We start from the raw sequence: 26,501 nt of genomic DNA on the forward strand, positions 1-26,501 counted from the left end.
AAAGGACGTATCGATGGCAGGAGGTCCCTGGGGCGGAGGCGGCGGCGATGATGGTCGCGGCGGGAACCGTGGTTCTGACGACGACGGGCGCCGCGGCCCGAACGGGGGTCCGAATGGGGGCCAGAACGGCGGCCCCAATGGTGGCCGGCGTCCGGAAGGCGGGGTGCCGGAAGTCGACGACCTTCTGCGCAAGGGCCAGGAACAGCTGCGTGTCCTGATGGGCGGGCGAGGCGGCCAGCGTGGCAATGGCGGCGGGCCCCGCGGTCCGCAAGGGCCGGGCCTTGGCCCGATCTTTACCAAACAGGGGTTTGTCTTTGGCGCGCTCGCGGCGGTGGCCGCCTGGGCTTTCATGTCCTTCTATACGGTGCGCCCGGAAGAACGCTCGGTCGAGCTGTTCCTCGGCGAGGCTTCGGGCATCGGCAATCCTGGTCTGAACTTTGCGGCTTGGCCGGTTGTGACCTATGAAAAGGTCCAGGTGACGGGCGAACGCACCACCGATATCGGTGCTGCCGACGGCAATGCCGGCGAGCTGATGCTGACCCGCGACCAGAATGTCGTCGATATCGGCTTCCAGGTCGTGTGGAACATCACCGACCCGCAGGCCTATCTATTCAGCCTGGCAGATCCCGAGGAAACCATCCGCGCTGTGTCGGAATCCGCAATGCGCGACATCATTGCGCGTTCGGAACTGTCGCCGATCCTCAACCGTGACCGGGGTGCGATTTCTTCGGATCTGCGGATCGCGGTGCAATCCACGCTCGACACCTATAATGCCGGGATCCAGGTCATCCGTGTCAACCTGCGGCGCGCGCAGCCGCCATCTGACGTGGCCGACGCCTTCCGTGCGGTGCAATCGGCGCAGGCCGAACGCTCGCGGCTGGAAAACGAGGCGGACGGTTACGCCAATAAGGTGACCGCAGGCGCTCGCGGTGAGGCAGCCCGCCTGACCGAAGAGGCCGAAGCCTATCGCGCCAATGCGGTGAACTCCGCCGAGGGTGAAGCCGCGCGCTTTGTCTCGGTCTATACCGAATATGTCAAAGCGCCGGAAATCACCCGCCGCCGTCTCTATCTTGAGACGATGGAGCGTGTTTATGCCGGCATGAACAAGGTGATCCTTGACGGGGTCAGCGGTGGCCCCAATGGCCAGGGCGTGCTGCCGTTCCTGCCGCTCAATGAACTGGGACGCGGCTCTGCCGCCACCCCCGCCGCACCTGCAGCGGCAGCCGGAGGGTCCAACTGATGCGCTCGATTGTCATTGTTCCCGTCCTGATCGCCATCGTCGTCACGGCGCTGTCCTCGGTCTTCATCGTCGATGAACGCAAAAAGGCGCTGGTGCTGCAATTCGGCCAGGTCCGGCAGATCAAGGAAGATGCCGGCCTTGGCTTCAAGATGCCCTTCATCCAGGAGGTGGTCTATTATGAGGACCGTATTCTGGGTCTGAAAACCGCGCCGATCGAGGTCACGCTGCTGTCGGATCGCCGGCTGGTGGTGGATGCTTTCGCACGCTGGCGGATCAGCGATCTCCAGGCATTCCGCCAGGCGGTCGGGGCTGGTGCCGAAGACCGCGCCCAGGCGCTGCTGAACAATATCCTGCAACAGGCGATCCCCGAGGTGCTGGGCAATACCACCCAGGACCGCGTGCTCAGCCAGGATCGTAATGCGCTGATGAACGAGATCCTGACCATCGCGCGGCGCGAAGCGCAGTCGATGGGGGTCCAGGTGATCGACGTGCGTCTGACCCGCACCGACCTGCCGGATGCCAACCTCAAGGCCACCTTTGACCGGATGCGGTCGGAACGTGACCGTGAGGCAGCTGACGAGATCGCACGGGGCGGCGAAGCCGCACAGCGCGTGCGTGCCGCCGCCGACCGGACCGTGGTCGAGGAAACCTCTTTCGCGCGTCGCAGCGCCGAGGTGATCCGCGGTGAGGCCGATGCAGAACGTAACGCGATCCTTGCCGAAGCCTATGGCGCGGACCCGGAATTCTTTGCCTTCATCCGCTCGCTCACGGCTTATGAGCAGGCGCTGAGGGGGCAGAATTCTTCGATCGTGATGGAGCCGGACAGCGATTTCTTCGCCTATCTGCGCTCGCCGGGCAGCACGGCCTATACGCCGGTCGAAACGCCGGAAAACCTGCCTGCCCCGCCGGTCGCGCCAGAGGTCGTCCCGGCGCCGCAACCGGTCCCGGCTCCGGTGGAGTGAGGCAGACCCCCGCGCGAATGTGCGCAGAAATACAGGAAAAGGGCTGGCTTTTGCCGGCCCTTTTGATTTTCAGGGCGGTGATCGGGAGGAGGGGCGGTCCTGGGGGAGTGGACCAGGATCACAGCGGTCTTTCGTGATCCTCTCAGCGTGATGCAATCTGTGCGCTTATCTCGCCTGCGGGCAGGGTTGTTCCCGATGGAGCGAACGCCTGCGACAGGGTGCAGTCACGCGCCGATCCGCCCTGTTCACGTGGCTTTGACAGGACGCGACAGGGTTTGCATTGCGCGCCGCTTTGGCTCAGAGTTTCTTATGCACTTATCCGGACCGGCCTCAGGCGACTCCAATCCTTGACGATCCGGCTGCACGTCCAAAGGAGACCAGATTTGTCCCGCCCCCACACCGTTTCCCTGCGGCCAGCCCGCTCGTCCATCCGGTCTTCCGTCCTGACCGGGTTGCGCAACAGCACGATGCTGGCGCTCGCGCTCAGCGCCGGGCTTGCCTTTACTGCGCCGGCCCCGGTGCTGGCCTTCGGCGCCCCTGATACTTTCGCCGATCTTGCCGAAAAGATCAGCCCTGCGGTGGTCAATATCACAACCTCTTCCGTGGTCTCGCGCCCTTCGGATGGTGGCCCGATCGTGCCCGAAGGCAGCCCGCTTGAAGATTTCTTCAAGGATTTCGGGGGCAGGGGCAATTCCGGCCCGCAACGCTCTGAAGCGCTCGGATCTGGTTTCGTGGTCTCGGAAGACGGCTATATCGTCACCAATGATCACGTCATCAAAGGCGCCGATGAGATCACCATCGAGTTTTTCGGTGGCGATAAACTGCCGGCGAAACTGATCGGCACCGACCCGCAGACCGATATCGCCCTATTGAAGGTCGAGACCGAAAAGCCGCTGGCCTTCGTGTCCTTCGGCAATTCCGATCTGGCCCGTGTGGGCGATTGGGTGGTCGCGATGGGCAACCCGCTTGGCCAGGGCTTCTCGGTTTCGGCGGGGATTGTTTCTGCCAGAAATCGCGAACTTTCGGGTACTTATGACGACTATCTGCAAACCGATGCCGCGATCAACCGCGGCAATTCGGGCGGGCCTTTGTTCAATCTGGATGGCCAGGTGATCGGGGTGAACACGGCGATCCTGTCGCCGACCGGCGGCTCGATCGGGATCGGGTTCTCGATGGCCTCGAATGTGGTGACCAAGGTTGTCGATCAGCTGAAACAATATGGCGAGACGCGGCGCGGCTGGCTGGGGGTGCGCATTCAGGACGTTACCCCGGATATTGCCGAGGCGATGGGGCTGGCCACTGCCACCGGTGCGCTGGTGACGGATGTGCCGGAGGGCCCTGCCAGAGAGGCGGGCATGATCGCAGGCGACGTGATCCAGCTTTTCAACGGTCAGGATGTGAAAAGCGCCGGCGATCTGACCCGCCGTGTCGCCGATGCGCCGGTGGGCGAGGCGGTTCCGGTCGTGGTTATACGCGATGGCGGTTCCGAGACGCTGAATGTGACGCTGGGGCGGCGCGAAGAGGCGGAGCCGAAGACCTATCCGGCCTCGGCCGACCCGCAGGAGGTGCCGCAGGGGCAGCTTGAGATCCTCGGGATGCAGCTGGAACTGGTGACAGATGCGCTGCGCGATCAGCTTGGCCTGCCGGGTTCGACCGAGGGGCTGGTGGTTGCGGGCATCGATCAGACCTCGGAAGCCTGGACCAAGGGGCTGCGCGAGGGCGATGTCATCACCGAAGTCGGCCAGCAGAAAATCGCGCGCGTGCAGGATCTGAAGGACCGGATCGAGGACGCGAAAAAGGCGGGCCGTAAATCGGTGCTGCTGCGCTTCAGCCGTGGTGGCGATCAGCGCTTCGTTGCCCTGCTGGTGAAGTGAGCCTGGCCCTGAACCGGGCCTGACATCGGGGCGGCGGGGGAAACCTTGCCGCCTTTTTGCGCGGGCGGGGCCAGCGTCTCAGGGCAAAGCTGCGGGACGCGGTCAGAAGTCCCCGACCACAAGACCCAGCTCGCGCGCGGCTGCAAGCGAGAGGTGGTCGGAATCGAGCCCTCGGCTTTGCTGCCAGCTCCGCAGCGCCTTGCGGGTTGGCCCGTCTGTCACCCCGGTCAGCGGCAAAAGATAAAGGCCGCGCGCCTTGAGCGCCCGTTGCAGGGTGGCGATGAATTCGGGCGTCATAACCTCGGGGCAGGGCACGCGGAACCAGACCGTGCTGCGATCCGTGACAATGCGCTGCCGGGCCTCGGACGCAAAGCGCGCCGGGGTGAGAAGCGTACCGGCCTCGTCCCGGGTCTCGGGCGAGACCAGGACCTGTTCCGTGACCGTCTCGATGACCGCCGGGCGGATGTCAGATTGCCAGCAGGCGCCCTTCGGCCCCTGGGGCGGCCCGGGTTTTCCCTTCAGATCTACCAGCTCGGCCGAGAAATCGGCGCGGGTCGGGCCTTTGGGAGTGCCCGCGCCGGTGCAGGCGGCGAGGATCAGCACGACAGGGATAAGGCAGGCGAGATACCGCTTGCGATATGGGTTTGCCCTGTCATGGGCGAAGCCCTGATGCGGCGCAGCTAGGCAGGGCAGGTCAGAGGGGGTCATCGGCTTCTGCTCTTGTTTTCCGGTCACCGGCAGGCCCGATCAGTCCCTGAGGATCCTGTCTGGTCCGGCGCTGCTGCGGGCACCCGCTCAGGCTGTAAGGCTATCCGCATCGGGAGAGGGTGGCAACAAGCGGCACGCGCAGGGCAAGGAAAACACATGGTCATTCTGTACATGGCGATCCTGCGGGGGCCGGAGGCGTGGGGAAACCCTGTTTGTCGCAATTCGACTGTGTGGTGACTGCTCTGGCACAGCGGCGCGGGATGACATATGTCATGGGCAAGACAGGGAATTCAGCGCCGGGCCCGGCTTACGGGCCCCAGAAAACAGACGGAAACCGGGGACGGCAATGGCGAAGATCACCTATATAGAATTCGGCGGCAAACAGCATGAGGTCGAGGTCGCCTCTGGCCTGACAGTCATGGAAGGGGCCCGCGACAACGGCATTCCTGGTATCGAGGCTGATTGCGGCGGTGCCTGCGCCTGCTCGACCTGCCATGTCTATGTCGATCCGGCCTGGGTGGATAAGATCCCGGCTAAAGATGCGATGGAAGAGGATATGCTGGATTTCGCCTGGAACCCGGATCCGGTTCGATCGCGCCTGACCTGCCAGCTGAAGGTTACGCCGGCAATGGATGGGCTGATCGTGCATATGCCCGAGAAGCAGATCTGACCCCGCATGAGGGGCGTCGACGGGCGGGCTAAGATTTTTCAGAAAAAATCTTGGAAAATTTCTTAAAAGAAATTTGACCGGAATTCGATGAATTCCGGCGCCTCTGGCCGCTGTTGCACCTCAGGTCGTCAGTCGCTCGGCCTTCCTGCGCACCAGGACGCTGCGCAGGTCATGCATCGCAAGCAGCAGGGCATCGGTGACCTCGTCAAGCTGCGCATCACTGGCCTTTGACTGGGCCCATTGCGAGGTCATGTTCAGATGATCCACGGTGCGCAGGATGTCATCCGTCTCGCGGGCGTCGAGCAGCGCGCGCCGCTTTGCAATCCAGGTGCGGATCGCCTCAAGATCTGCCTCTGACAGCTCGCGATCCCCGTGTGGCCGGATATTTCCATTCTTCACATTGACGCTGGCGATCTCGTCCAGCTCGATGCGGCGCTGGCGGTTTTCTGTGTCCACCCGGCAGACCGAGGCCCCATTTTCCCGGATACGAAAGTAATAGGGGGGTAAGCTGTCGGACATGTCGGGACTATTCCTGGCGCCATGGGCAAAAACCGTCAATCCGGCTGATTTAAGCGCAAATTCCTATAAAAACCAGCCCCTGCTGATGCCCGCCCATCTCAGTCGCGGTTGTCGATCACCCGCAGCAAAGATCCCTCAGGATCAATCAGCGCGAACATCCGCGGCGCACCCTCCGGACGGAAAAACCCGGTGAGACGCGGGATCCCCCCGGCTGCGAGGCCGAGCTTTTGCCATTCTCCAAGCAATGCATCCGGGTCATCCACCCGGATACAGGCCGAAACTGCTCTTTGCCGGATCAAGATCAGGCCAGGCGAAAAACTCCAGCTCCAGTGCGCCTCGCCCGAGGATCATCCAGCCCTCGCTGAAATAGCGCGTGGCAAAGCCAAGCCTGGCATAGAACTCTGCCGTCGCCCGCATATCGCGCGACGGCAGATTGGCGGTGATCCGGTCCCGGGTCATGGCTTCCCCCATGCTGCGCTCCACCGATCATGATCGGAGGTTATCGCTCAGACAAGGCTCGCGCAAAACCGCTGGATCCGGTCGCAGGCGTCGCGCAGTACCTCATCCGAGGTGGCGTAGCTCACGCGGAAATTCGGGCTGAGGCCGAAGGCCGATCCGAAGACGACAGCAACCCCGGTCTCTTCCAGAAGTGCCGTCGCAAAGACCTCGTCATTGGTGATCACCACGCCTGCGGGTGTCGCCTTGCCGATACAGCCCGAGATGTCCGGATAGACATAGAAGGCGCCTTCCGGTTTCGGGCAGGTGATGCCGGTCGCCTTGTTCAGCATCGAGACCACCAGATCGCGGCGCCCCTGGAAGACGCGGCGCCAGTCGGCGAGGAAGTCCTGCGGCCCGCTCAGCGCCTCGAGCGCCGCCCATTGGCTCACGGAACAGGTATTCGAGGTCGATTGTGACTGGATCGTCCCCATCGCCCTGATCAGCGCCACGGGGCCTGCCGCATAGCCGATCCGCCAGCCGGTCATCGCATAGGCTTTCGAGACGCCATTGCAGGTCAGGGTGCGGTCATAAAGCCCCGGCTCGATCTGGGCGGGCGTGGTGAATTCGAAATCGTCGAACACCAGATGTTCATACATGTCATCCGACATCACCCAGACATGCGGGTGGCGCATCAGGACATCGGTCAGACCCTTCAGCTCGGCGCGGCTATAGCCCGCACCGGTCGGGTTCGAGGGCGAGTTGAAGATCAGCCATTTGGTCTTTGGCGTGATCGCGGCCTCAAGCTGTTCGGGGGTGATGCGGAAATTATTCTCGAGCGTCGCGACCACCTCGACCGGGGTGCCGCCCGCCAGCTGCACCATATCGGGATAGCTGACCCAGTAGGGCGCCGGGATGATCACCTCATCGCCTTTGTTCAGCGTGGCGATCAGCGCGTTAAAGAGGATCTGCTTGCCGCCGGTGCCCACCGTCACCTGGTTCGGCGTATAGGTAAGGCCGTTCTCGCGCAGGAATTTCGCGCAGATCGCGGCCTTGAGTTCGGGGATGCCATCGACGGCGGTATAGCGGGTCTTGCCCGCATCAATCGCACGCTTTGCGGCATCGCGGATATGGACCGGCGTGTCGAAATCCGGCTCGCCGGCACCAAGGCCGATCACATCCTTGCCGGCTGCCGCCAGTTCTCGCGCCTTGTTTGTGACCGCGATCGTGGCCGAGGGTTTCACGCGGGCAAGCGTATCGGACAGAAAGGCCATTTCCGGGTCTCCGGTGGGATTGTTTGCATTTTCCGGTCTCGGGTCTTAAGTTCGCCCCCCCGTTCATACAAGCGATATCAGCAAAGGAGAGGCGTGATGGCGGAAAGCAGCACAGGACGTGAGCCGGGTGTGGATCTGGCGCCCGAGGACTGGTTCTCGGCGGATGTGGCAACTTTTGGCGACCGGCTTGCCGGTGCGCGCGAGGCGGCCGGGCTGAGCCAGGAAGATCTGGCGCAACGGCTGGGGGTGCGGCTGACCACGCTGCAGGCCTGGGAAGACGATATGGCAGAGCCGCGGGGCAACCGGCTTTCGACGCTGGCGGGGATGCTGAATGTCTCGCTCGCCTGGCTCCTCACGGCCGAGGGCGACGGGCTGGGCCTGCCGGAGGCGGAGGCAATGCCAGTGGCGCTGAGCGATGCCCTGGCCGACCTGACGCGGCTCAGGGCAAAGGCGGCGGGGCTTGTGCAGGAGATCGCAACGGTGGAAAAGCGGCTCAGACAGGCTTTGCGGCAGGAGTGAGCGATGGTTGCGAAAGAGGGGGCGGTGCCGGGGGAAAGCCATGACGCCCGGCTCCGCCGGATGCGGATGCGCAGCTGGCGCCGCGGCATCAAAGAGATGGACCTTGTGTTCGGGCCCTTTGCCGATGCCGGGCTGGCGGGGCTGACGGCGGAAGAGCTGGATCTTTATGACCGGCTTTTATCCGAGAATGATCAGGACCTTCTGACCTGGGTTCTGGGCACGGTTCCTGCCCCGGACTGGACCGCGCCTTTGCTGCCGCGCATCGCGGATTTTGCGGCGACCCGGCTCGCAGGCTGATCCTTTCGCGATAAATCGCGGCAAAATCGTCGCGAGTTTACGGAATGTTTGTGCTTTGTGCTGATTCTGTCTCCGTCTGTTACGTGCGGAGCAAAGTACAAATGTCCCTCCATCAATCCGTCCTCGATGGATCGCAGAAAGCGTTCCTCTCCTGTTATCTCGACAATCTGGGCCTGGTAGAACGCCTGCACAGATTGCTGCTTGATGTCATCAAGGACGAGTTCGAGCGCCTGCGCGTGTTGGAGGTCAACCCGGTCCAGGCCCTGCTTCTGTTCAACATCGGCGAAAATGAGGTGACCGCGGGCGAGCTGAAAAGCCGCGGTTACTACCAGGGCTCGAATGTCAGCTACAATCTCAAGAAGCTGGTCGATCTTGGCTATATGCACCATCAGCGGTCGGAAATCGACCGCCGTTCGGTGCGGGTGCGGCTGACGGAAAAGGGCCGGATCCTGCGCAATCAGGTCTCGGACCTGTTCCTGCGCCATGCCGAGGGCCTCGAAAAACGCGGTGTGATCGATGTCAGCGGCATGGATGAGATCAATACCTCGCTGCGCCGGATGGAGCGGTTCTGGACCGAACAGATCCGCTATATCTACTGAGATATCACCTTGCCTGCGGGGATGGCGTCCGGGGCGCACCTCTCCCGGACCGGCGTGAGGACATGGCCGTGAAAGCCGTCCTGCCGCCGTTTATCTCAACGGCCTGAAGGGCCTCACATTTCCGCAGGGGGCACTTTGCTGGTCGTGAGGGAATGTGGCCTGCTGTCGCAATGCCGCACAGGAAGATAAGATCGTCACGAGGGCTCCGGGTCGTGCAGATCTGGATAATTAAGGTCAAAGCTGGGGCGGTAGGGCCACTGAGGAATCAAGGTGTCTTTGTGGTGCAGTCCAGACGCGACCTCAATGTCGCAGGGCGCGAGTTGCGCCGCCGGATGCGGTTTGCAGAGGACCGAGCAGAAGATCTGCATCAGGCCCACCAGGTTTAACCGTTCCGGCTTGTTCAATGGGCCGCCGAAGTCGGGGTGATGCCCCCGAAAATCCGCGTCGAGGCTATACGGCGCCACGTTGACCACCTGCCGGGTCCTGCGCGGCGGGAGCCGCGCGGGGCTGCGGGCCTCACCGGATCGAACGGCTGATGCGGATCAGGGTCCTGAAGGCCCGGCCAGGATGTCGGGAAAAGCAAAAGACGTCATGGAGCGCTCGGACATCGCAGATAACATCCACAACCGGGGCATTCAGGCGGACTGACCCCACCAGAATTGGCGGGCCGGTTTCACGCGCATATGCGCCGCGAACGGCTGCCACTGCATCGCAGTTACAACGGACCGTTTGTCAGGAAAATGCCCCTTCTCCTTCTGCCAGGAGATTGTCGGGCGGTCCATGAAGGCGGACACGGCGCCACTCTGGCCAGGGATGCGCTGACAGTGGGGATCGGGCGGCGCAGCCAGCTCGATGCGCTCCTTCATCCTTCGAAAACTGGTGCGCTTCATGATTAAACAATTTCAATGAGGTAACTTCAAAGAAACGGGATACCCTTTCCTCAGAGCCAGGCGGGGAATGTCCGGGAACTGGCTCTGGAAGCCCCACGGAGCAGGGGGGCTCAGCTGGTCGCGCGAAGGAGAGCGTCTTCTCGTCGCCGGAGACCGCACGGACGAACCGGAAGGTCTGCCGAGGCGGCGACGCAGCGCATGCTGGAATGTCCGGTAACGCCGAACGCTTTCACAACCCACAGCACTGACAGTCAAAACCCGAACAGTTCCACCCTGCAGAGCGCGAGGCCGGATCAGGAATGGCCTGCCTCGCTGGTCGCGTCGCCTCCCGCGGGAGGGGGGCTCAGTTGGCTTTGCGGCGTGGCAGGAACGGCAAAGGCATCACATGCACGCCGTCTTCCAGCAGTTTCTTTGCCTCTTCCGGCCTGGCCTCGCCATAGATCGAGCGCTCGGGCGCATCGCCGTCATGGATGCGGCGCGCCTCGGATGCGAAGTTCACACCGACATATTCCGAGTTCTTTTCGACCTCGCGGCGCAAAACAGCCAGGGCATTTTCGATCTCGGCGCGCGAGGGGACCGGTGACGCAGCAGGGGGGGCTTCGGGCGTGCCCGAAGACGGCGTTACCCCGCTGGGTGCCGCCTTGCGGGCGGGGCCAAGCGAGGGGGTCATCAGCGCCTTTTCAACATGCGCGCTGCCGCAGACCGGGCAGGCGAGGTGGCCGGCGCGCGACAGGCTGTCAAAGGCCTGGCCGTCGGCGAACCAGCTCTCAAACCCATGGCCTGCCTCGCATTGCAGCGTGTAGCGGATCATTCTTCGTAATCTCCTGCTGGCCCGGGCCTTTGGTGCCGGGCCATATAGCGGGGAAGCTAGTGTTTCCCGGGCGCGGGTCAAGGCCACAGCCACCGGATCCTGTCAGAGCCGGTCGAAGGAAGCAGGTCAGACCTGACCGCCATCCTGCTTTGACCCATCCTGCTTTGCGCCGTTCGGTTTTGCATTACCTGCCGCGAAGGCAAGGATCAGCTGTTGCAGATCTGGCTCGTCAACCTTGCGCGCCGCTTTTTCCGGGCTGAACCATTTGCGCCGCCGCTGACGATATTCGGGATATTTGCGGGCAAGGCTGGCGACCCGTACCGGATAGACCTCGACATCGCAGCGCAGCGCCAGATCGGTGTCGCGGCACAGAACCTTGTCATAGCTGTAATTTCCAACCGGAAACCCATCGGCTGCCCCGGTCACCCCGGCCTCTTCCCAGGCCTCGGTCAGCGCGGCATCGGCATTGCTGCGACCTGCCATCGGCCAGCCCTTGGGAAGCACCCAGCGGCCGGTGTCCCGGCTGGTGATCAACAGAATCCGCGTGCCGTCCTTGCTTTCATTCCAGCACAATGCCGCAAGCTGAAGCCTGATTTCCAAATCGGAATCCCGATGCGCTAGCCTGACCTCTTTGTTCATATTATTTACCAGCTACCTTCGCACCCGTTCGGCCGTTGCAGCAAAACCCTGCGGGCCCGGGAGTCTGTTATACATATGGTTCATTGTGCCTGACGCGCGCCGCCCGGCCTATGGTTATATAGAGATTTATCAAGATTTTCTGTCTGTGAGGCTAATATGCACAAGATTGTGACGGTGTGCCGGATCAAAATCCCCGCCTGGGCGGGATGTGAGGAAGGCTGATGCGGATTTTCATCGGGCTGGATATGCCGGCATCTGTGCGCGAGGCGCTTGTCCTGCAGCAATTCCTTTTGCCGCTGCATCGCAGGATTGCGGCTGAGGAGCTGCATCTGACGCTGCTCTTTTGTGAGGATCTCGCCGATGACCTCGCGGATGCATTGCATGTCGCGCTGTCCGATCTGCATCTGCCGCGCTTTCCGCTGTCGCTGGCAGGGCTCGGGCTTTTTGGCGGCACCAAACCGCACAGCGCCTGGGCCGGGGTCGCGCCCTCACTGTCGCTTGTCGCGCTGCAGGCTGCGGTCGAGGCGGCCGGTCGGCGCGCGGGGCTTGATCTTCCGCATCGCCGTTTCGTGCCTCATGTGACGCTTGGCCGTTTCAGCCGTCCCGATCCTGCCACGCTGATGCGGCTGGAACGCGGCATCGCGGCCGGGGCGGGCTTTGCTGCCGGCCCCTGGCATGTTGATGAGATTGTGCTCTGGCAAAGCGTGCTGACCGCGGGCGGCCCCCGCTATGCCGAGCTTGCCCGTTATCCGTTTGCGCAGCATCGCCGCCCGCCGCGCGATCCCTGACCGCTTCCTTGACAAGTCCGGGGCAGGGGTGCAGCACGGGCAGAGCTTACATGATCAGTCCAGGACAGAAAGCAGACCTGCCGATGACCCGTTCCATCACCATTGCCGGCCGCGAGATCGGCCCCGCCCATCCGCCGCTGGTCATCGCCGAAATCGGCATCAATCACGGCGGCGATCTGGATGTCGCGAAAGAGATGGTGCGTCTTGCAGCCGGGGCCGGCTGCGAGATGATCAAGCACCAGACCCATATTCTCGAAGACGAGATGACGGATGAGGCGAAGCAGATCTTCCCGCCGAACGCCGATGTCTCGATCTGGGAGGTGATGGCGCGCTGTGCCCTGAACCAGAGCGACGAGGCAGAGCTGAAACGCTATACCGAAAGCCTCGGGATGATCTGGATCTCGACGCCGTTTTCGCGTGCAGCGGCCGATTTCCTCGAAACGCTGGATGTGCCAGCCTATAAGATCGGCAGCGGAGAGGCCGATAACCTGCCGCTCATTCGCCATATCGCGAAAAAGGGCAAGCCGGTGATCATGTCGACCGGTATGCAGACCATCGACACGATCCGCGCGAGCGTGGATATTCTCGATGCCTCGGGCGTGCCCTATGCGCTGCTGGAATGCACCAATCTTTACCCGAGCCCGCCGGAGATCGTATCTTTGCGCGGTGTGACCGAGCTGCAAGACGCCTTCCCGAACGCGGTTGTTGGTTTCTCTGACCATTCCATCGGGCCGGAAATGGCGCTGGCCTCGGTCGCGCTTGGTGCCACGATCCTCGAACGCCATTATACGGATTCGCGCTACCGCAAGGGCCCGGACATCATCAATTCGATGGACCCGGCGGAGCTGCGCCTGCTGATCGACCGCTCGAAAGAGATCTGGATCGCGGCGAACAACCCGAAGCAACGCTCGGCGCCGGAAGAGGATGTCTACCGTTTCGCGCGCGGCTCGGTGGTGGCGGATCGCGACCTGCCGGAAGGCCATGTGATCCATGAGATCGATATCTGGGCGCGGCGCCCGGGCTCGGGCGAAATCCCGGCCTATGAGTTCGACAAGCTGATCGGCAAGCGTCTGACACGCGCGGTCACGCGCAATACCCAGCTGAAATGGAGCGATCTGGCGTGACGTCGGTGCCGCGCAGGATCCTCTTCCTCACCGGCACCCGCGCCGATTTCGGCAAGCTGGAGCCGCTTGCGGCGGCGGCGCGTGAGGCGGGGCATGAGGTCACGTTTTTCGTGACCGGCATGCATATGATGACCCGCTATGGGCTGACCGCGCATGAGGTCCGCCGCCAGCCCGGCGTTGCGACGCATGAATTTCTGAACCAGCGCCCCGGCGATCCGCAGGATATCGTGCTGGCGAAAACCGTAACCGGCTTTTCGGATTTTGTCACCGAAAGCCGCCCGGATCTGATCGTCCTCCATGGTGACCGGATCGAGGCGATGGCGGGCGCACTGGTTTCGGCCACGAATTACATCCGCTCGGCCCATATCGAGGGGGGCGAGGTTTCAGGGACCATCGACGAGGTGTTTCGCCACTGCAATACCAAGCTCTGCACGCATCACTTCGTGTCCTCCGAGACAGCGAAACGCCGGGTGATGGCGCTTGGCGAGCCCGAGGATGTGATCCATGTGATCGGCTCGCCGGAGCTGGATTTCCACGCCCGCCCCTCGGGCGTGACGCTGGACGAGGTGCGGGCGCGCTATGCGATCCCCTTTGCCGATTACGGCATCGCGACCTTCCACCCGGTGACCTCGGAACAGGCGACAATGGGCGCCCAGGCCGAGGCGCTTTTCGCGGCTCTGACCGACAGCCAGCGCAATTTCGTGGTGATCGCGCCGAATAATGACCCAGGCTCAGAGGCGATTTTCCGGGTGCTGGATGCTTTGCCGAAGGCACGGTTCCGGGTGCTGCCCTCGATGCGCTTCGCGCATTTTTCCGAACTGATGCGCAACGCCGCCTGTATCGTGGGCAATTCCTCGGCGGGCGTGCGCGAGGCGCCGTTTCTGGGCGTGTCTTCGCTGGATGTGGGCACGCGGCAGACCAACCGTTCAGATGCGGCCTCGGTCACGGCGGTGTCGGCCTTTGACCGCGCGGCGATCCTCGGTTTTCTTACCAATGCCTGGGGCAACAAAGCGCCCCGCGATGCGGGTTTTGGCGAAGGCGCTGCGGCGGATCGTTTCGTCGAAGTGCTGGCCGACCCCGCTTTCTGGGACCGGCCTTTGCAAAAGGCGTTTCACGACTGAGACGCCGCAAGGGGCGGGCCGTTACCAGCCCGAGAAACCGCCATCCACATTGATCAGCTGCCCGGTGATATAGCCGGATTGCGGGCTCGCGAGGAACAGCATCGCATCGGCGATCTCGTCGGGCTTTGCCATCCGGTCGAGCATGATCAGCTCGCCCACGCGCTTCTGGAATTCCTCGGAATGCCCGTTGAACACCGCGCCCGGGGCAATGGTGTTCACGGTCGCGCCGCGCCCGGCCCAGTACCCGGCAAGCCAGACAGTCAGCCCATGCACCCCGGCCTTTGAGACGCCATAAGCCGAGAAATTCTTGAACGGCATCCCGTCATAGATCCGATGATGCGCCCCGTTCAGCGCATACATCGAGGCGACATTGACCAGAGTGCAGGGGCGACGCCCGACAATGTCGCGATCCATCTGACGCGCGATCATGAAAGGCGCGGTCAGATTGGTGCGCATGGTCTTTTCCCAATCCGCCACTTCAAGATCGGCAAAGTCGGGAAAGCCCTTGCCTGCGCCCATCAACAGCTCGCCGGTAATGGCGGCATTGTTGAGCACGACATTGGGCTCCCATCCGTCTTTTTCGATGCGTTTGAAAATGGTTACGATCTGATCTTCATCCGACACATCAAGCTCGTAAAAGCGGAAATTCTCGTTTCCGGCATGGGCCTCTTTCAGCGCCTCGGCCCGGTTCCCGGCAAGGTCGGAACTGACCACCCGCGCGCCTTCGGCCAGCATGCGGCGCACGTAAGTGCTGCCCAGCACACCACCCGATCCGGTGATGAAAACCGTGCGGCCTTTCAGTTGATCAGCCATGATGCGCCCCTTCCTGAGCTTCTTTCAGCAAAAACTCGACCAGCCGGAAATCGAACGGGCTGTCGATATCGACGCAGCGCTCGGGTGGCATCAGGTAAGGGATCACGCGCCCCTCCCATAGTCCTTTCGAGCGGTGCAGATAATCGGGTGCTACGACATAGGTCGAGGCCGCATGTTCATAAACCACCGGCGCCTGCTGACGCGCGACCACCCCGCCGGGCAGCGGTTTTGACACATGCAGCGCGCCACTCGCATCGGGTTCCACGAGGTTGAAATAGGGGTTCTTGCGCGCCTCGCAGCAGGACATCACCATGTCAGGCGCCTCGGCCGCGAAGAGATCCAGCGCGCCGCTGATATCCTCGGGCTGCCGCAAAGGCGAAGTACAGTCAAGATCCAGAAACGCCGTCACCGGACGGTCGAGCAAAGCCTGTGACGCCTCCAGCGCGTGCTGCCAGACCCCCCATTTTCCGGCCTGGTCGGTCGCGAGATGCGCCGGGCGCAGCCCGATTTTCAGCGCGCCCTTTGCCACCGCATGATCATAGATCTCTTCGTCATCGGTCGAGACCACCACCGCATCAACCGCCGGATGCGCGAACAGCTGATCCAGCGACCAGTCGATCAGCGGCTTGCCGCAGATCTCGCGGAAATTCTTGCGCGGCACGCCCTTGGACCCTTTGCGCGCGCCGATATGCCCCAAAATCATGTGAGTTCCTTATCGATCAGGCCGATGAAACGGCGGTTCTGCCAAGCCTCGCTGATGAGTTTCGCCGAGGCGATAACGCGGTCCAGCCGCGGCAGATGTTCGACCGGATCGGGGCTTTGCCCGGCCACCAGCGCCAGAAAGGCCCGCATCGCATCCAGGAACATCGCATTGCGCTCCAGCGGCAGGTCAAGCACCCGCTCGCCCGCCAGGTCCTGGACCCGGTAGATCTGGGCCGCGAAATCAAAGTCAAAGCTCTGGCGGGTACCGTGCAGCACCGCCCGCCGATGCAGGCGCGGCGTCAGGTAATCCATTGCGACCGAGCCCGCCGCCCCTCCGTCACGCTGCCTGAGCGTGATGAAACTCGCCAGATCAACACCCGGGTAACCGGCATGGCCCTGCGACAGCACCTCGTCTGTCTGCAGCCCGGGGAACAGGCATTGCGCCATATCAAGCTCATGGCACAGGTCCAGCAGCACACCGCCGCCTTTCTCCTGCGCGGCATAGCTTTCCGCAAAGGACCAGTTCTGCCGCCACTGGGTGACATCATGGCCAATCGCAAAGGAAAACCGAAAAATATCCGACAGATCGCGGCGCGCGAGTTCGCGAAATGCCGGATGCCAGCGCATCATATAGCCAACCATCGAACGTTCTGCGACCGGCGCAGAGCAGGTGCTGATCGCCTCCACTTCTGCCGGTGAAAAGGAAAGCGGCTTTTCCACATAGACCGGCAGACCCCGATCCGCCGCCGCGCAGATCACCTCGGCGCGCACATCGGTCGCGGTCGCCACCACCACCGCATCATGGTCGCGCAGATCCGCCTGCAATCCGGCCGCACCATATCCCCGCCAGCCGCGCAAGCTCGCCAGCGCCCCAAGCGTCTGCAGGTTGTCATGATGGCGCCGCCCGATCGAGCCCGCACCCACCACCAGAACCTTCACCACCATCGCCAGCCTCCGCTTTCCCGGTCCGGCATCGCATGAACCTGCAGCGCCGAACAGCCCTTTTCATCTGTCCGAAAATATCCTCGGGGGGAGCGCGGGCACCGCGCGCGGGGGGCAGACAGCCCCCCGTTGCCCGATCCGTCAGGCCTCACCCCGCCAGGGCTGCGCGCCGGTTCCAGTACACGGCCGCCTCCACCTCGGCGCACAGCGCGATCAGCTCCTCATCCGCGCCAAAGGGCGCCGCCAGATGCACGCCGATCGGCAGGCCCGAGGCCGACCAGCCGAGCGGCAAAGACGCCGCCGGCTGGCCGCTTGCATTGAACACGGCGGCAAAAGGCGAATAGTCGAAACAGCGCCCCGGCCCGAGGCGGAAATCGACGTAATCCTCGGTCTCATGGCTGAAGCGCCCGACTTTGGCCGGTGGCTCGGCCAGCGTGGCCGAGAGCAGGATGTCGTAACCGTGGCCGGTTTCAGGCCGGAAGAAATACGCCATCTCGCGTCCGAAATCATGGATATCCTCGACCGCTTCCAGATAGCGCAGCGGCCCGAGCGCCTCGGCATGTTTCACCGCGCCGCGGCCGACACCCTCGACCAGATCCGCCGTCAGCGCGCGGCCTTTCAGCTTTTGCCGGATCGTCAGCGCGGTGCCGACCGCAACGATATCGGTCCAGGCCCGCATCATTGCCCCGATATCCGCCTTTGGCCGCGCCGGCTCCACATGGTGGCCAAGGCTTTCCAGCAGCTGCCCGGCATCCCGCACCGCAGTCGCGACCTCCGGGTCAATCGCGGCGCCGGTTAAGGTCGTGTCGCAGATCGCCACGCGCAGCCGCCGGGGCGGGGCCGAGATTGCCTGGCCGTAGCCCTTTGCCAGCGGCGGCGCGACATAGGGGGCACCGAGGTCAGGTCCCTCGCAGGCATCCAGCATCACCGCCGTGTCGCGGACGGAACGCGTCAGGAACCCGTCAATCGCCATGCCGGCCCAGCCCTCGCCGGACCAGGGCCCGTCGGGCAGCCGCGCGCGGGTTGGCTTGAAGCCGAAAAGCCCGCAATTCGAGGCCGGAACCCGGACCGAGCCGCCGCCGTCTGATCCATGCGCGAAAGCGACGATCCCCGCCGCGACCGCCGCCGCCGCGCCGCCCGAAGAGCCGCCGGCGGTATGGTCAGTGTTCCAGGGGTTGCGGGTTGGCCCGCCATAGACGGCGGCCTCGGTTGCGATGCCGACCCCGCCTTCGGGGCTTGTCGTGCGCCCGAAGGTCACCACCCCGGTTGCCCGCATCCGGGCCATCATATTGCAATCGGCGGCATAGGTCCTGGCCGGACCAAGCCGCGTGCCGTTAAGGGACGGCAACCCTTTTGCCTCGAGCCCCAGATCCTTGATCAGGAAGGGCACGCCGCGAAACGGCCCGCGCGGAAGGCCTGCGCGGATTTCAGCGCGCGCGACCTCTTCCTGCACCAGCACCACGGCGTTGATTGCCGGATTTCGGGCGCCGACCGCGGCCAGCGCCGCATCCAGCAGCTCATCCGGGCTGACCTCGCCCTTTGCCACCAGCCCCGCAAGTTCGGTCGCATCCCGTGCGCCCAGATCCCCGATCATCTGCGATTCCCCGTTATTCATCCCGATGCCAGTCTGGACGCGGCGCCCGGGAAAGGTCCAGAGGTGCCGCGCATCCGGCTGTTACCGCAACCATGTGACCCGGGCGACCAAAGCGGCGACTGCCGCAACCCTGCGCCCCGTCAGCCGCTTGACAGAGGGCAAGGGCGGATCGCATGGAGGACAGAGCAACGGTTCCGGCGCCGCGCCCGCAAAGCGCGGTTTTCCGGAGAATAGGGAATGTGGCCGGTCCTTTCTGCACAGGGATCCGGGACCACAGCTGCCCCCGCAACTGTAAGCGGTGAGCGGCGGTTGAGGATGCCACTGGAAGTGCCTCAGAGGGGCAGGTCCGGGAAGGCCAGCCGTTCGCCCGGACCCGCGAGCCAGGAGACCTGCCGCTGCTGATCACCCTTTCCCTCGCACGGGGCGTGCGGCGGAGGGCGGAGTGCCGCCAGAGGTGACGTTCATGCGCAACGGGAGGGCTTTCCCCCGCGGCGAAAACGCATCAGGGCGGCGGTCAGCGACCGGTGGCTCCGAAGAAAGGGCTGAGAGATGTTTCACAGGGTTTCCCGTCTGGCAGTGATCACCGCGCTGACCGCCGCCGGTGCGGCCGGCAGCGCGTGCGCGCAGGCACAGAACGATGCCCCTATTGAACTGGGTACGATCACGCTCTCGGCCCTGCGTTACGGGGCCGATATTGCGCGCACCGGCGTCTCGGTCAGCGTGGTTGACCGCGCCGAGCTGGACAAAAGCGCCGATCTGCGGCTGGCGGATTTTCTTGGCACATTGCCGGGGGTCTCGGTGATCAGCCAGGGTGGTTTTGGTGCCAATACCGCCTTGCGGATCCGGGGCTTCGACGGGCGTCATATCGCGGTCTATATCGACGGGATCCGCATTGACGATCCGTCCGGCGTGCAGGTCTCGACCGATTTCGGCGCGCTGATGACCGATGATATTGCCCGGATCGAGGTGCTGCGCGGGTCGCAATCGGCGCTTTGGGGCGGCTCGGCCGTGGCCGGGGTGATCAATATCTCGACATTGTCCGGGGCAGAGCCGGGGCTGCATCAGAAGGTGCGCATCGAAGGGGGCAGCCATAATTCGGCCCGCCTTGCCTGGGGGCTGACCCAAAAGGATGACCAGCTTGAACTGGCCCTGAATGCCAGCCATTTCCGCACCGACGGGATATCGGCCTTTGACGGGGGCACCGAGGCGGATGGCGCCGAGGCCAGCCGGCTGTCGTTTTCGGCGCGCTACCGGGTCTCGGATCTGGTGACGCTGGGGGGCGCCGCTTTCTGGCAAAAAACCCGCAGCGATTATGACGGCTATATCGATACGAATGGCGATGGCTATACCGATACTTTCACCGATCTGCCCAATGAGATGCGCCGCCAGGATCTTGGCCTGCGCCTCTTCGCAGAGCTGGAGACCGGCAATACGCTGCATGTGCTGGGCATCGGCTTTTCACGCAACAAGCGCGATATGGATGACGAGAACGGCAAAAGCGCCTTTGCCGGCGAGCGTCTGACGCTGGACTGGCAGGCGACCAGCACGCTGTCTGACCAGCTGACCCTGTCTTATGGCGCGGATTTCAACCGTGAAGAGGCGAAAACCTCGGCCATGCCCGGAGGCTCGGGTAATACCGATACCAAAGGCATCTGGGGCCAGCTTGCCTGGTCGCCGCGCGAAGGCTTCGATGTGACTGCGGCACTGCGGTATGATGACCATTCGGCCTTTGGCGGCTTTGGCACCGGGCGGCTTTCCTTTGCCTGGGCAGCCGCCGAGGGGCTGACCCTGCGCGGCGCAGTCGCGCGGGGCTTCCGCGCGCCCTCGCTTGACGAGCTGTACGGTGATTATCCGGGGCTGTTCTTCACCGGTAATCCCGATCTCGATCCCGAAACCAGCGTCTCATACGAGCTGGGCGCAGATTATGCCTTCGGGACAGGTGCGTCGCTGTCTTTCACGGCGTTCCGCATCGAGGTCGAAGACCGCATCGCCGCCGATCCGGCGACCTTCTGGTCAACGCTGGGCAATCTGGCGGGAAGCTCGGTGTCGAAAGGCGTCGAGCTGGCCGCGAAAACCAGGCTGAGCGACACGCTGAGCCTCACGCTCGCCTATACCTATACCGATGCGCATGACCCGAATGGCGCGCGCCTGACGGCGGTGCCGCGCCATAATCTGGCGCTCGCGCTGGATGCTGAGATCAGCGAGCGGGTCTCGGCGCGCTTTACCCTCAGCCATCTGGCCGGACGCCGCGACAGGCATGTGAACAGCTTTGCCGCCCTCGACATGCCCGACGTCACCTTGCTGGACGCGGCCTTCAGCTATCAGATCAGTGACAGTATCGGGGCCACATTGCGCATCGAGAACCTGACCGGTGAACACTGGCAATCCTCGCATGGCTACGGCACGCCGGGTCGCACTGCCTGGCTCGGGCTGCAGGCCCGGTTCTGATGCTGCGCGCCGCCATCCTTGTCCTGCTCCTTGGGGCCCTGCCGGTGGCGGCCGACCCTCTTCTCCCTCCGGGGCGGGTGGTCTCGATCAACCTGTGCACCGATCAGCTGGCAATGATGCTGGCGGCGCCGGGGCAACTCGTTTCGGTCAGCCATCTGGCCTCGGACCCGCTGGCGTCCTCCATGCCGGAGGAAGCCGCCGCCTATACCGCAAACCGGGGCGGCGCCGAGCAGGTGTTTCTCATGAGGCCCGGTCTCGTGCTGGCCGGCACCTATACCGCCCGCGCCAGTGTCGATCTTCTGCGCCGGCTTGGCATCCGGGTGGAACAGGTCGCGCCGGTCACCTCGCTGGAGGGCGTCAGTGCGCAGATCCGCGAGGTGGCGGGGTATCTCGGGCGCGAGGCGGCGGGCGAGGCGCTGGTCACTGAATTCGAGGCCGGGCTTGCGGCGCTGGCGACCGGTCTTCCCCTGAAACCGGCGGCACTTTACTATCCCAATGGCTATACGACGGGGAAGGGCACCCTGTCGGATGATGTCCTGGCACATACCGGTTTCGCCAATATCGGCGCGGTCGCGGGCGTCACTGGCGGAGGTGTCCTGCCGATGGAGCTGCTCGTGATGGCGCAGCCCGACCTGGTCGTGACCTCGAAACCCTATCCCGGCGCCTCGCGTTCGGAAGAGATCCTTGACCACCCCGCGCTGGCGCTTTTACAGGCTGAGGCCGGGGTGGTGGCCTTCAGCGATGCCGACTGGATCTGCGGCACACCGCATATCCTGCGCGCGGTCGCGGCGATGCGCGCGGCGCGGCTGGGGCTGGAGGCCGCATCGGCCACAAAAGACGCGGGGGAGCGCGCGGAATGAAAATGCTGATCCCGCTGTTGCTGGCGCTGGTGGCGGCGCTGTTTGCGGCCTCGCTTCTGATCGGGCCGGCAGGGCTGGGCCTTGGCGAAAGCCTGCGCGCGCTTCTGGGCGGCGAGGGCGGGCCGGTTATGCTGGTCATGCAGGAGATCCGCCTGCCGCGCGCGCTCCTCGGGCTGCTGATCGGCGCGGCGCTCGGGATCTCCGGCGCCGCGATGCAGGGCTATCTGCGCAACCCCCTGGCCGAGCCGGGGCTGATCGGCGTTTCGGCCTCGGCGGCCCTGGGCGCAGTTCTGACCCTGCAGACCGGGCTTGCGGCGGCCTTTTCGCTGGCCTTGCCGCTGGCCGCGCTGGCGGGGGCGGGGCTGGCCTCGCTGCTGATCCTGGGGCTTGCCGGCCCGCGCGGCGGTGCGCTGGCGCTGATCCTTGCCGGGATCGCGATTTCCGCGCTGGCCGGCGCCGCGACCTCGCTGGTCCTGAACCTCTCGCCCAATCCCTTTGCCGCAGCCGAGATCGTCTATTGGATGATGGGTTCGCTCGCGGACCGGTCTTTCACCCATGTCTGGCTGGCGGCGCCGTTTATCCTTGTGGGCCTTGTGGCGCTCCTGAGCCTCGGGCGGGGCCTTGATGCGATGACGCTGGGCGAGGATGCAGCCGAAAGCCTTGGCATCCACCCTGCAAGGCTGCGCCTCGTGCTGATCCTCGGATGTTCGGCGGCGGTGGGCGCGTCGGTCGCGGTGGCGGGGGCGATTGGCTTTGTCGGGCTTGTGGTGCCGCATGTGTTGCGCCCGCTGGTTGGCGCCAGTCCCTCGCGGCTTTTGCCGGCGGCGGCCCTTGGCGGCGCCGCGGTGCTGCTTGCCGCCGATATCGCGACCCGGCTGATCGCGCCGGATCGCGACCTGAAGCTCGGCGTGCTGACGGCCCTCGTCGGCGCCCCTTTCTTCCTGCACCTGATCTGGAAGATGCGGAGGGTCGAGGCATGACATTGCTGACGCTGGACAGGGTGACCGTGCGGCGCGGCGCCCGCGCAGTGGTCGAAGCTGTTTCGCTGACGGTGGGCGAGGGAGAATTCATCGGGCTGATCGGCCCGAACGGTGCCGGCAAGACCACGCTGATGCGCGCCGCTCTGGGGCTTTTACCGCATGAGGGGCGGTCGAGCCTTGCGCTGATGCCGGCACGGGCACGGGCGCGGACAGTGGCCTTCCTGCCGCAGGGGCGCGAGATTGCCTGGCCGGTCTCGGTTGCGGATCTGGTGGCCCTGGGCCGTGCACCCTGGGGCCATGCAGATCCTGCCGACCCGGCAGTGGCATGGGCGCTGAGACGCCTCGGGATTGAGGGTTTCGCGACCCGGCCTGCGACCGAACTTTCCGGCGGCGAACAGGCGCGGGCGCTGATCGCCCGCGCGCTGGCGCAGGAGACGCCGTTGCTGATTGCCGATGAGCCCGGCGCCGGTCTCGACCCGGAGGCGCAGATCCGCATGATGACGATCTTCGCCGCTCTGGCGGACGAGGGGCGCGGGGTGGTGGCTTCCGTCCATGATCTGGGCCTCGCCGCCCGTCATTGCACCCGGCTCTTGCTGATGGATCGCGGGCGTCTGGTCGCCGATGGCCCGCCGCGCGAGGTGCTGACTGCGGCGCGGCTTGCGGCCACATTCGGCATCCGCGCCCATCTGTCGGAAGGCCCGGACGGGCTGATCTTCCAGCCGCTCGGGGTGATCCGGTGATCCGTGACCATCTCACCCGGCCCTGGCTCTTTGCGCGATTGCCGGGTCCGATGCGCATCCTGTCCCATGCGCCTTTTGGCGCGGGGTTTGTGACCGGCGATATCATCGCCTGGCGTGAGGTGCGCGACGAGGATCTGAAGCCTCATTTCCCGGTGGAAGACTGGTTCGGGGCCGAGATGGCCCGCGCTCCGATGCAGGCGACGGTTGGCATGATGACCTCGCGCGATGTATCGAGCCGGGTGCTGGCCGAGGCTGAGGCGGAAGGCGTCCGGGCGGCGGCGCTGGTGACGCTGGGCCTTTCGAATGCCGAAGCCGTGGGGCGACGCCTGCCCTGGCACCGCGCCGACGGGACTGGGTTTGGCACGGTGAATATCCTCGTCACCACCGATGCCGCCCTGTCAGAGACCGCACAGATCGAGGCGCTGACCATTGCCGTCGAGGCCCGCACCGCCGCGATCATGGATCTCGGGCTGGATCTCGCCACAGGCCGCGCCACGGGAACCGGCACCGATTGCCTGGCGCTGGCCTGCCTGCCGGGCGAGGGGCGCTATGCCGGGCTCCATACCGCGGCAGGCGAGGCAGTGGGTGCCGCCGTGCGCAAATCGGTGACGCAGGCAGGCGCGGAATGGATGGCCTGGCGCGCGCAGAAGCTGCGGGACCAGCGCGCGCAGCCCGCCCGCTAAATCTCTCCTGGCCGGCTAAGGCCCTTCTCACGTGGGATCTTACCCGGGGAGCTTTAAACGCGCGCTGAAGAAGCCTTTAAGAGGGCACGGTTTCCTGTTTCGGCTGTCTTCGGCATTCTGCTTCGGACCCGGTCACGGCGGAAGGATCCCCGCCTTGCATCATCGACGCGCCCCGATCCTCGGGAACGGCAGGTCTCTGGCTTGCCCCCGCCACGGTCATCTTGCGCCTTGCCAGTCTTCCCGCCGGAGCCTTCCCCGGCCGCCGCCGGCGGGAAGGCGGCGCAGCTGCGGAAACTCGCCCATCAGAGCATTTTTGACTGTTGACACTGGCAGGGATGCCCTTAAAAGGCTGGCTCAGAGATTTCGCGGGGAAGCCATCTTTCCCGATGCAGGAGAGACGACTATGGCGAAGCCGACGACGATCAAGATCCGTCTGAACTCGACGGCGGGCACCGGGCACTTCTACGTGACCAAAAAGAATGCCCGCACCATGACCGAGAAGATGGTTGTTAAGAAATACGACCCCGTCAAGCGGGAGCATGTCGAATATAAAGAAGGCAAGATCAAGTAAGATCTGCCTCCCATTCGGGATGAAAGGCCGTGCCCTCCGGGCGCGGCCTTTTCGCTTTTGCGGCACAGACAATCCGGAGAGCCTGGCATGCAGCGCATCATGATCATCGGTCAGCCTGGCTCGGGGAAATCGACACTGGCGCGGGCCTTGTCGCAGATCACCGGCCTGCCGGTCATCCATATCGACCGTATTCACTGGCAATCGGGCTGGGTGGAGCGCTCGCGTGCGGAAAAGACCCGGCTGTGTCATGAGGCAGAAGCGGGGGAGGCCTGGATTTTCGAAGGCGGGCATTCTGCCACCTGGGATAATCGTATCCGGCGGGCAGATCTGCTGATCTGGCTGGATCTGCCGCCGGGGCTCAGGATGTGGCGCGTGCTCTGGCGGCTTGTTCGCCATTATGGCCGCAGCCGCCCCGATCTGCCCGAGGGCTGCCCCGAACGTCTGGGGCGCGAGAGCCTGGCCTTCTGGGCCTGGATCTGGAACACCCGCCATTCGGCGCGTCAGGGGATGGCGCGGCTTGCCGGATCAGAAGCGGCAGGGGGCAAGCTGGTCCATCTGCGCTCGCGTCGCGAGGTGGCGGCATGGTTGCAGGCGCAGGAGTCTGCGTTCACGGGCGGGCGTGGCCGGGCTGAGCCGCGATAAGGAACAGGGGCGGACAAACGAAAACCCCGCGCTGCCGGAAGGCTGCGCGGGGTTTCTGTTCTTACCAGGCCCGGCCCGGACGGACGGACTGCTTATTCGCGGTTACCTATGAATTGGATAGATTATGTATGTGCAAGATGTGTAAAAAAGTGTATTATGATAAGTAAAACTGAAACTTATAGGTAAATTGGCGCGACATGTGTAAACTTGGTCGACCTCCAAAAGTGTAAAGTTCCGCATGAGCTGGCTTGCCGCCGCCTGCTCTTTGGAAAGCGTGTCGGCAAGCCAGCTCAGCCCTTACGTCGTGCAGAAAATCTCCCTTCGCCTGAGGCTCCGGGACCCGGCAAAATTATCCACAGATTTGCCCGCAATTTTGCACACAGGGTCGTCTGTGAGCGCCTGGTTCGTCGAATCTGATCCGCCAACCCAGAACGTCCGAACCTGACAATTATTCCTGTTTCTTCTTCCTGGTGCGGGACGACGGGGGGGGGGGCGCTGAAATTCCCGACAAGCTCCTCGGGCCTCGCGTTCGCCATCGCGGCGTCGAAAAAATCGACCCGGAGGCACCCCACATGGCAAACAGCCTGGCACCATCGCCGATGTCTGGGCCGAGGAGCAGGCCGAGTTGATGCCATTGCTGTCGAAGCGCTGACGATGGACGCATTGCTCCTTCAGTGTCCGGATCACACGCTCGACCATGCCGTTCTGCTGCGGACAGTGCGGGGTGATGACGCTTTCGAACCAGCCAGCCCTTGAGTTGAAAGACACGCTGAACCGTGTTCTTGTTGAAGCCGAGAAGCCAGGCCACCGTCCTGTAGCCGAAGGACGGTTCCTGCTCGATCATGGCTTTGATCGGCTCGGCAAAGCGCGGATCGATCTTCGGAGCCGCCTTGGTCGGTCGGTAATACACCGTCCGGCGCGGCACCCCAAACCAGGTGCAGAGCCTGGTCAGCGGCACTTTGAAGCCCTCAGCGAGAAGTGGGATGCCCCCACTGAAGTGGTCCACCCACAGGGATATGCTTATCCCGTTTTCAGGAGGACCAGATTATGGCTGGC

General features: G+C 64.0%; 29 protein-coding genes, 1 pseudogene and 1 riboswitch. Of the genes and pseudogenes, 18 read left to right on the forward strand and 12 right to left on the reverse strand.

Features of this window, described 5'->3' with window-relative positions:
• Positions 1-13: 13 nt before the first annotated feature.
• The 3 genes from hflK to AC4FS3_RS17025 all read left to right on the forward strand — a co-directional run bounded on the left by hflK (position 14) and on the right by AC4FS3_RS17025 (position 4,076).
• Positions 14-1,240: an FtsH protease activity modulator HflK gene (hflK, locus tag AC4FS3_RS17015; RefSeq protein WP_491021535.1), complete on the forward strand. Its 1,227-nt coding sequence runs from the start codon at positions 14-16 to the stop codon at positions 1,238-1,240.
• Entirely contained in the window at positions 1,240-2,202 is a 963-nt protein-coding gene (gene hflC / locus AC4FS3_RS17020) for a protease modulator HflC (protein ID WP_491021536.1), read from the forward strand. The genes hflK and hflC overlap by 1 nt, the downstream gene beginning before the upstream one ends.
• A gap of 467 nt (positions 2,203-2,669) precedes the next feature.
• Entirely contained in the window at positions 2,670-4,076 is a 1,407-nt protein-coding gene (locus AC4FS3_RS17025; RefSeq protein WP_491021557.1) for a Do family serine endopeptidase, read from the forward strand.
• Positions 4,077-4,178: 102 nt separating this feature from the next.
• Here AC4FS3_RS17025 and AC4FS3_RS17030 read toward each other — a convergent pair whose 3' ends face one another.
• Positions 4,179-4,784 carry a peptidoglycan-binding domain-containing protein gene (locus tag AC4FS3_RS17030; protein WP_283177446.1) on the reverse strand — a complete coding sequence of 202 codons (606 nt, stop codon included), beginning with the start codon at positions 4,782-4,784 and terminating at the stop codon, positions 4,179-4,181.
• Positions 4,785-5,130: 346 nt separating this feature from the next.
• Here AC4FS3_RS17030 and AC4FS3_RS17035 point away from each other — a divergent pair, with 346 nt between their 5' ends.
• Positions 5,131-5,454, forward strand: coding sequence for a 2Fe-2S iron-sulfur cluster-binding protein (locus tag AC4FS3_RS17035; protein ID WP_491021537.1), 324 nt, complete (start codon positions 5,131-5,133; stop codon positions 5,452-5,454).
• A gap of 120 nt (positions 5,455-5,574) precedes the next feature.
• On the opposite strand, the gene AC4FS3_RS17040 is transcribed toward AC4FS3_RS17035, so the two are convergent.
• The 3 genes and pseudogenes from AC4FS3_RS17040 to AC4FS3_RS17050 form a co-directional block, all read right to left on the reverse strand.
• The gene (locus AC4FS3_RS17040; RefSeq protein WP_283177447.1) at positions 5,575-5,973 is read right to left on the reverse strand and encodes a hypothetical protein; all 399 of its coding nucleotides are present in this window, start codon (positions 5,971-5,973) and stop codon (positions 5,575-5,577) included.
• 98 nt (positions 5,974-6,071) lie between these two features.
• Positions 6,072-6,432 (reverse strand): annotated as a pseudogene (locus AC4FS3_RS17045) (DUF8817 family protein).
• 47 nt (positions 6,433-6,479) lie between these two features.
• Positions 6,480-7,682: a pyridoxal phosphate-dependent aminotransferase gene (locus AC4FS3_RS17050; RefSeq protein WP_491021538.1), complete on the reverse strand. Its 1,203-nt coding sequence runs from the start codon at positions 7,680-7,682 to the stop codon at positions 6,480-6,482.
• 96 nt (positions 7,683-7,778) lie between these two features.
• On the opposite strand from AC4FS3_RS17050, the gene AC4FS3_RS17055 reads away from it, so the two are divergent.
• From AC4FS3_RS17055 to AC4FS3_RS17065, 3 genes are all read left to right on the forward strand, one after another.
• Positions 7,779-8,201 (forward strand): helix-turn-helix domain-containing protein, encoded by a 423-nt coding sequence (locus AC4FS3_RS17055; RefSeq protein WP_198835573.1) that lies wholly within the window; start codon positions 7,779-7,781, stop codon positions 8,199-8,201.
• A 3-nt stretch (positions 8,202-8,204) separates the two neighbouring features.
• Positions 8,205-8,498, forward strand: coding sequence for an FAD assembly factor SdhE (locus AC4FS3_RS17060; RefSeq protein WP_233092598.1), 294 nt, complete (start codon positions 8,205-8,207; stop codon positions 8,496-8,498).
• A gap of 101 nt (positions 8,499-8,599) precedes the next feature.
• Entirely contained in the window at positions 8,600-9,097 is a 498-nt protein-coding gene (locus tag AC4FS3_RS17065; protein WP_283177450.1) for a MarR family winged helix-turn-helix transcriptional regulator, read from the forward strand.
• Positions 9,098-9,291: 194 nt separating this feature from the next.
• Here AC4FS3_RS17065 and AC4FS3_RS17070 read toward each other — a convergent pair whose 3' ends face one another.
• The 4 genes from AC4FS3_RS17070 to AC4FS3_RS17085 all read right to left on the reverse strand — a co-directional run bounded on the left by AC4FS3_RS17070 (position 9,292) and on the right by AC4FS3_RS17085 (position 11,398).
• Positions 9,292-9,570, reverse strand: coding sequence for a hypothetical protein (locus AC4FS3_RS17070; protein WP_491021539.1), 279 nt, complete (start codon positions 9,568-9,570; stop codon positions 9,292-9,294).
• 162 nt (positions 9,571-9,732) lie between these two features.
• Entirely contained in the window at positions 9,733-9,987 is a 255-nt protein-coding gene (locus AC4FS3_RS17075; RefSeq protein WP_491021540.1) for a hypothetical protein, read from the reverse strand.
• Between the two features lie 343 nt (positions 9,988-10,330).
• The gene (locus AC4FS3_RS17080) at positions 10,331-10,798 is read right to left on the reverse strand and encodes a DUF1178 family protein (protein ID WP_491021541.1); all 468 of its coding nucleotides are present in this window, start codon (positions 10,796-10,798) and stop codon (positions 10,331-10,333) included.
• Between the two features lie 126 nt (positions 10,799-10,924).
• Complete coding sequence (locus tag AC4FS3_RS17085; protein ID WP_491021542.1) at positions 10,925-11,398, reverse strand: NUDIX hydrolase; 474 nt, start codon at positions 11,396-11,398, stop codon at positions 10,925-10,927.
• 260 nt (positions 11,399-11,658) lie between these two features.
• Here AC4FS3_RS17085 and thpR point away from each other — a divergent pair, with 260 nt between their 5' ends.
• From thpR to neuC, 3 genes are all read left to right on the forward strand, one after another.
• The gene (gene thpR / locus AC4FS3_RS17090) at positions 11,659-12,225 is read left to right on the forward strand and encodes an RNA 2',3'-cyclic phosphodiesterase (protein ID WP_491021543.1); all 567 of its coding nucleotides are present in this window, start codon (positions 11,659-11,661) and stop codon (positions 12,223-12,225) included.
• Between the two features lie 83 nt (positions 12,226-12,308).
• A complete protein-coding gene (locus tag AC4FS3_RS17095) occupies positions 12,309-13,349 on the forward strand; it encodes an N-acetylneuraminate synthase family protein (RefSeq protein ID WP_491021544.1) in 1,041 nt (346 codons plus the stop codon).
• Complete coding sequence (gene neuC / locus AC4FS3_RS17100) at positions 13,346-14,470, forward strand: UDP-N-acetylglucosamine 2-epimerase (protein WP_491021545.1); 1,125 nt, start codon at positions 13,346-13,348, stop codon at positions 14,468-14,470. Before AC4FS3_RS17095 ends, neuC begins: the two co-directional genes overlap by 4 nt.
• A gap of 21 nt (positions 14,471-14,491) precedes the next feature.
• On the opposite strand, the gene AC4FS3_RS17105 is transcribed toward neuC, so the two are convergent.
• The 4 genes from AC4FS3_RS17105 to AC4FS3_RS17120 form a co-directional block, all read right to left on the reverse strand.
• Entirely contained in the window at positions 14,492-15,283 is a 792-nt protein-coding gene (locus tag AC4FS3_RS17105) for an SDR family NAD(P)-dependent oxidoreductase (protein WP_283177456.1), read from the reverse strand.
• Complete coding sequence (locus tag AC4FS3_RS17110) at positions 15,276-15,986, reverse strand: acylneuraminate cytidylyltransferase family protein (RefSeq protein ID WP_491021546.1); 711 nt, start codon at positions 15,984-15,986, stop codon at positions 15,276-15,278. Before AC4FS3_RS17110 ends, AC4FS3_RS17105 begins: the two co-directional genes overlap by 8 nt.
• Positions 15,983-16,930, reverse strand: coding sequence for a Gfo/Idh/MocA family protein (locus AC4FS3_RS17115; protein ID WP_491021547.1), 948 nt, complete (start codon positions 16,928-16,930; stop codon positions 15,983-15,985). The genes AC4FS3_RS17110 and AC4FS3_RS17115 overlap by 4 nt, the downstream gene beginning before the upstream one ends.
• Positions 16,931-17,075: 145 nt before the next feature.
• Positions 17,076-18,521 (reverse strand): amidase, encoded by a 1,446-nt coding sequence (locus AC4FS3_RS17120; protein WP_491021548.1) that lies wholly within the window; start codon positions 18,519-18,521, stop codon positions 17,076-17,078.
• Positions 18,522-18,693: 172 nt separating this feature from the next.
• Positions 18,694-18,932, forward strand: a riboswitch (cobalamin riboswitch).
• Positions 18,933-19,070: 138 nt separating this feature from the next.
• Between AC4FS3_RS17120 and AC4FS3_RS17125 the strand changes: the two genes are divergently transcribed.
• The 8 genes from AC4FS3_RS17125 to AC4FS3_RS17160 form a co-directional block, all read left to right on the forward strand.
• Positions 19,071-20,969 (forward strand): TonB-dependent receptor plug domain-containing protein, encoded by a 1,899-nt coding sequence (locus AC4FS3_RS17125; RefSeq protein ID WP_491021549.1) that lies wholly within the window; start codon positions 19,071-19,073, stop codon positions 20,967-20,969.
• Positions 20,969-21,829, forward strand: coding sequence for an ABC transporter substrate-binding protein (locus tag AC4FS3_RS17130; RefSeq protein ID WP_491021550.1), 861 nt, complete (start codon positions 20,969-20,971; stop codon positions 21,827-21,829). Before AC4FS3_RS17125 ends, AC4FS3_RS17130 begins: the two co-directional genes overlap by 1 nt.
• A complete protein-coding gene (locus AC4FS3_RS17135) occupies positions 21,826-22,809 on the forward strand; it encodes a FecCD family ABC transporter permease (protein WP_491021551.1) in 984 nt (327 codons plus the stop codon). The genes AC4FS3_RS17130 and AC4FS3_RS17135 overlap by 4 nt, the downstream gene beginning before the upstream one ends.
• Positions 22,806-23,549 (forward strand): ABC transporter ATP-binding protein, encoded by a 744-nt coding sequence (locus tag AC4FS3_RS17140; RefSeq protein WP_491021552.1) that lies wholly within the window; start codon positions 22,806-22,808, stop codon positions 23,547-23,549. The genes AC4FS3_RS17135 and AC4FS3_RS17140 overlap by 4 nt, the downstream gene beginning before the upstream one ends.
• Entirely contained in the window at positions 23,546-24,232 is a 687-nt protein-coding gene (locus AC4FS3_RS17145; protein ID WP_491021553.1) for an adenosylcobinamide amidohydrolase, read from the forward strand. Before AC4FS3_RS17140 ends, AC4FS3_RS17145 begins: the two co-directional genes overlap by 4 nt.
• A gap of 403 nt (positions 24,233-24,635) precedes the next feature.
• Entirely contained in the window at positions 24,636-24,803 is a 168-nt protein-coding gene (rpmG, locus tag AC4FS3_RS17150; RefSeq protein WP_023666545.1) for a 50S ribosomal protein L33, read from the forward strand.
• A gap of 87 nt (positions 24,804-24,890) precedes the next feature.
• Positions 24,891-25,445 carry an AAA family ATPase gene (locus tag AC4FS3_RS17155; protein WP_491021554.1) on the forward strand — a complete coding sequence of 185 codons (555 nt, stop codon included), beginning with the start codon at positions 24,891-24,893 and terminating at the stop codon, positions 25,443-25,445.
• 727 nt (positions 25,446-26,172) lie between these two features.
• A partial coding sequence (locus AC4FS3_RS17160) for a hypothetical protein (RefSeq protein WP_491021555.1) occupies positions 26,173-26,501 on the forward strand: 329 nt, incomplete at its 3' end.

The sequence above is a fragment of the Pseudogemmobacter sp. TB195 genome, from assembly GCF_058313095.1.

Bases quoted from the DNA above. Each gene is read 5' to 3' on its own strand.
- AC4FS3_RS17030 (WP_283177446.1), bottom strand. From the start codon at position 4,784: ATGACCCCCTCTGACCTGCCCTGCCTAGCTGCGCCGCATCAGGGCTTC.
- AC4FS3_RS17130 (WP_491021550.1), top strand. From the start codon at position 20,969: ATGCTGCGCGCCGCCATCCTTGTCCTGCTCCTTGGGGCCCTGCCGGTG.
- AC4FS3_RS17105 (WP_283177456.1), bottom strand. From the start codon at position 15,283: ATGGCTGATCAACTGAAAGGCCGCACGGTTTTCATCACCGGATCGGGT.
- AC4FS3_RS17110 (WP_491021546.1), bottom strand. From the start codon at position 15,986: ATGATTTTGGGGCATATCGGCGCGCGCAAAGGGTCCAAGGGCGTGCCG.
- AC4FS3_RS17025 (WP_491021557.1), top strand. From the start codon at position 2,670: ATGCTGGCGCTCGCGCTCAGCGCCGGGCTTGCCTTTACTGCGCCGGCC.
- AC4FS3_RS17060 (WP_233092598.1), top strand. From the start codon at position 8,205: ATGGTTGCGAAAGAGGGGGCGGTGCCGGGGGAAAGCCATGACGCCCGG.
- AC4FS3_RS17050 (WP_491021538.1), bottom strand. From the start codon at position 7,682: ATGGCCTTTCTGTCCGATACGCTTGCCCGCGTGAAACCCTCGGCCACG.
- AC4FS3_RS17080 (WP_491021541.1), bottom strand. From the start codon at position 10,798: ATGATCCGCTACACGCTGCAATGCGAGGCAGGCCATGGGTTTGAGAGC.
- hflC (WP_491021536.1), top strand. From the start codon at position 1,240: ATGCGCTCGATTGTCATTGTTCCCGTCCTGATCGCCATCGTCGTCACG.
- rpmG (WP_023666545.1), top strand. From the start codon at position 24,636: ATGGCGAAGCCGACGACGATCAAGATCCGTCTGAACTCGACGGCGGGC.
- AC4FS3_RS17075 (WP_491021540.1), bottom strand. From the start codon at position 9,987: ATGAAGCGCACCAGTTTTCGAAGGATGAAGGAGCGCATCGAGCTGGCT.
- AC4FS3_RS17155 (WP_491021554.1), top strand. From the start codon at position 24,891: ATGCAGCGCATCATGATCATCGGTCAGCCTGGCTCGGGGAAATCGACA.
- AC4FS3_RS17115 (WP_491021547.1), bottom strand. From the start codon at position 16,930: ATGGTGGTGAAGGTTCTGGTGGTGGGTGCGGGCTCGATCGGGCGGCGC.
- AC4FS3_RS17140 (WP_491021552.1), top strand. From the start codon at position 22,806: ATGACATTGCTGACGCTGGACAGGGTGACCGTGCGGCGCGGCGCCCGC.
- AC4FS3_RS17125 (WP_491021549.1), top strand. From the start codon at position 19,071: ATGTTTCACAGGGTTTCCCGTCTGGCAGTGATCACCGCGCTGACCGCC.
- AC4FS3_RS17095 (WP_491021544.1), top strand. From the start codon at position 12,309: ATGACCCGTTCCATCACCATTGCCGGCCGCGAGATCGGCCCCGCCCAT.
- AC4FS3_RS17040 (WP_283177447.1), bottom strand. From the start codon at position 5,973: ATGTCCGACAGCTTACCCCCCTATTACTTTCGTATCCGGGAAAATGGG.
- AC4FS3_RS17035 (WP_491021537.1), top strand. From the start codon at position 5,131: ATGGCGAAGATCACCTATATAGAATTCGGCGGCAAACAGCATGAGGTC.
- AC4FS3_RS17055 (WP_198835573.1), top strand. From the start codon at position 7,779: ATGGCGGAAAGCAGCACAGGACGTGAGCCGGGTGTGGATCTGGCGCCC.
- AC4FS3_RS17065 (WP_283177450.1), top strand. From the start codon at position 8,600: ATGTCCCTCCATCAATCCGTCCTCGATGGATCGCAGAAAGCGTTCCTC.
- AC4FS3_RS17120 (WP_491021548.1), bottom strand. From the start codon at position 18,521: ATGATCGGGGATCTGGGCGCACGGGATGCGACCGAACTTGCGGGGCTG.
- thpR (WP_491021543.1), top strand. From the start codon at position 11,659: ATGCGGATTTTCATCGGGCTGGATATGCCGGCATCTGTGCGCGAGGCG.
- hflK (WP_491021535.1), top strand. From the start codon at position 14: ATGGCAGGAGGTCCCTGGGGCGGAGGCGGCGGCGATGATGGTCGCGGC.
- AC4FS3_RS17135 (WP_491021551.1), top strand. From the start codon at position 21,826: ATGAAAATGCTGATCCCGCTGTTGCTGGCGCTGGTGGCGGCGCTGTTT.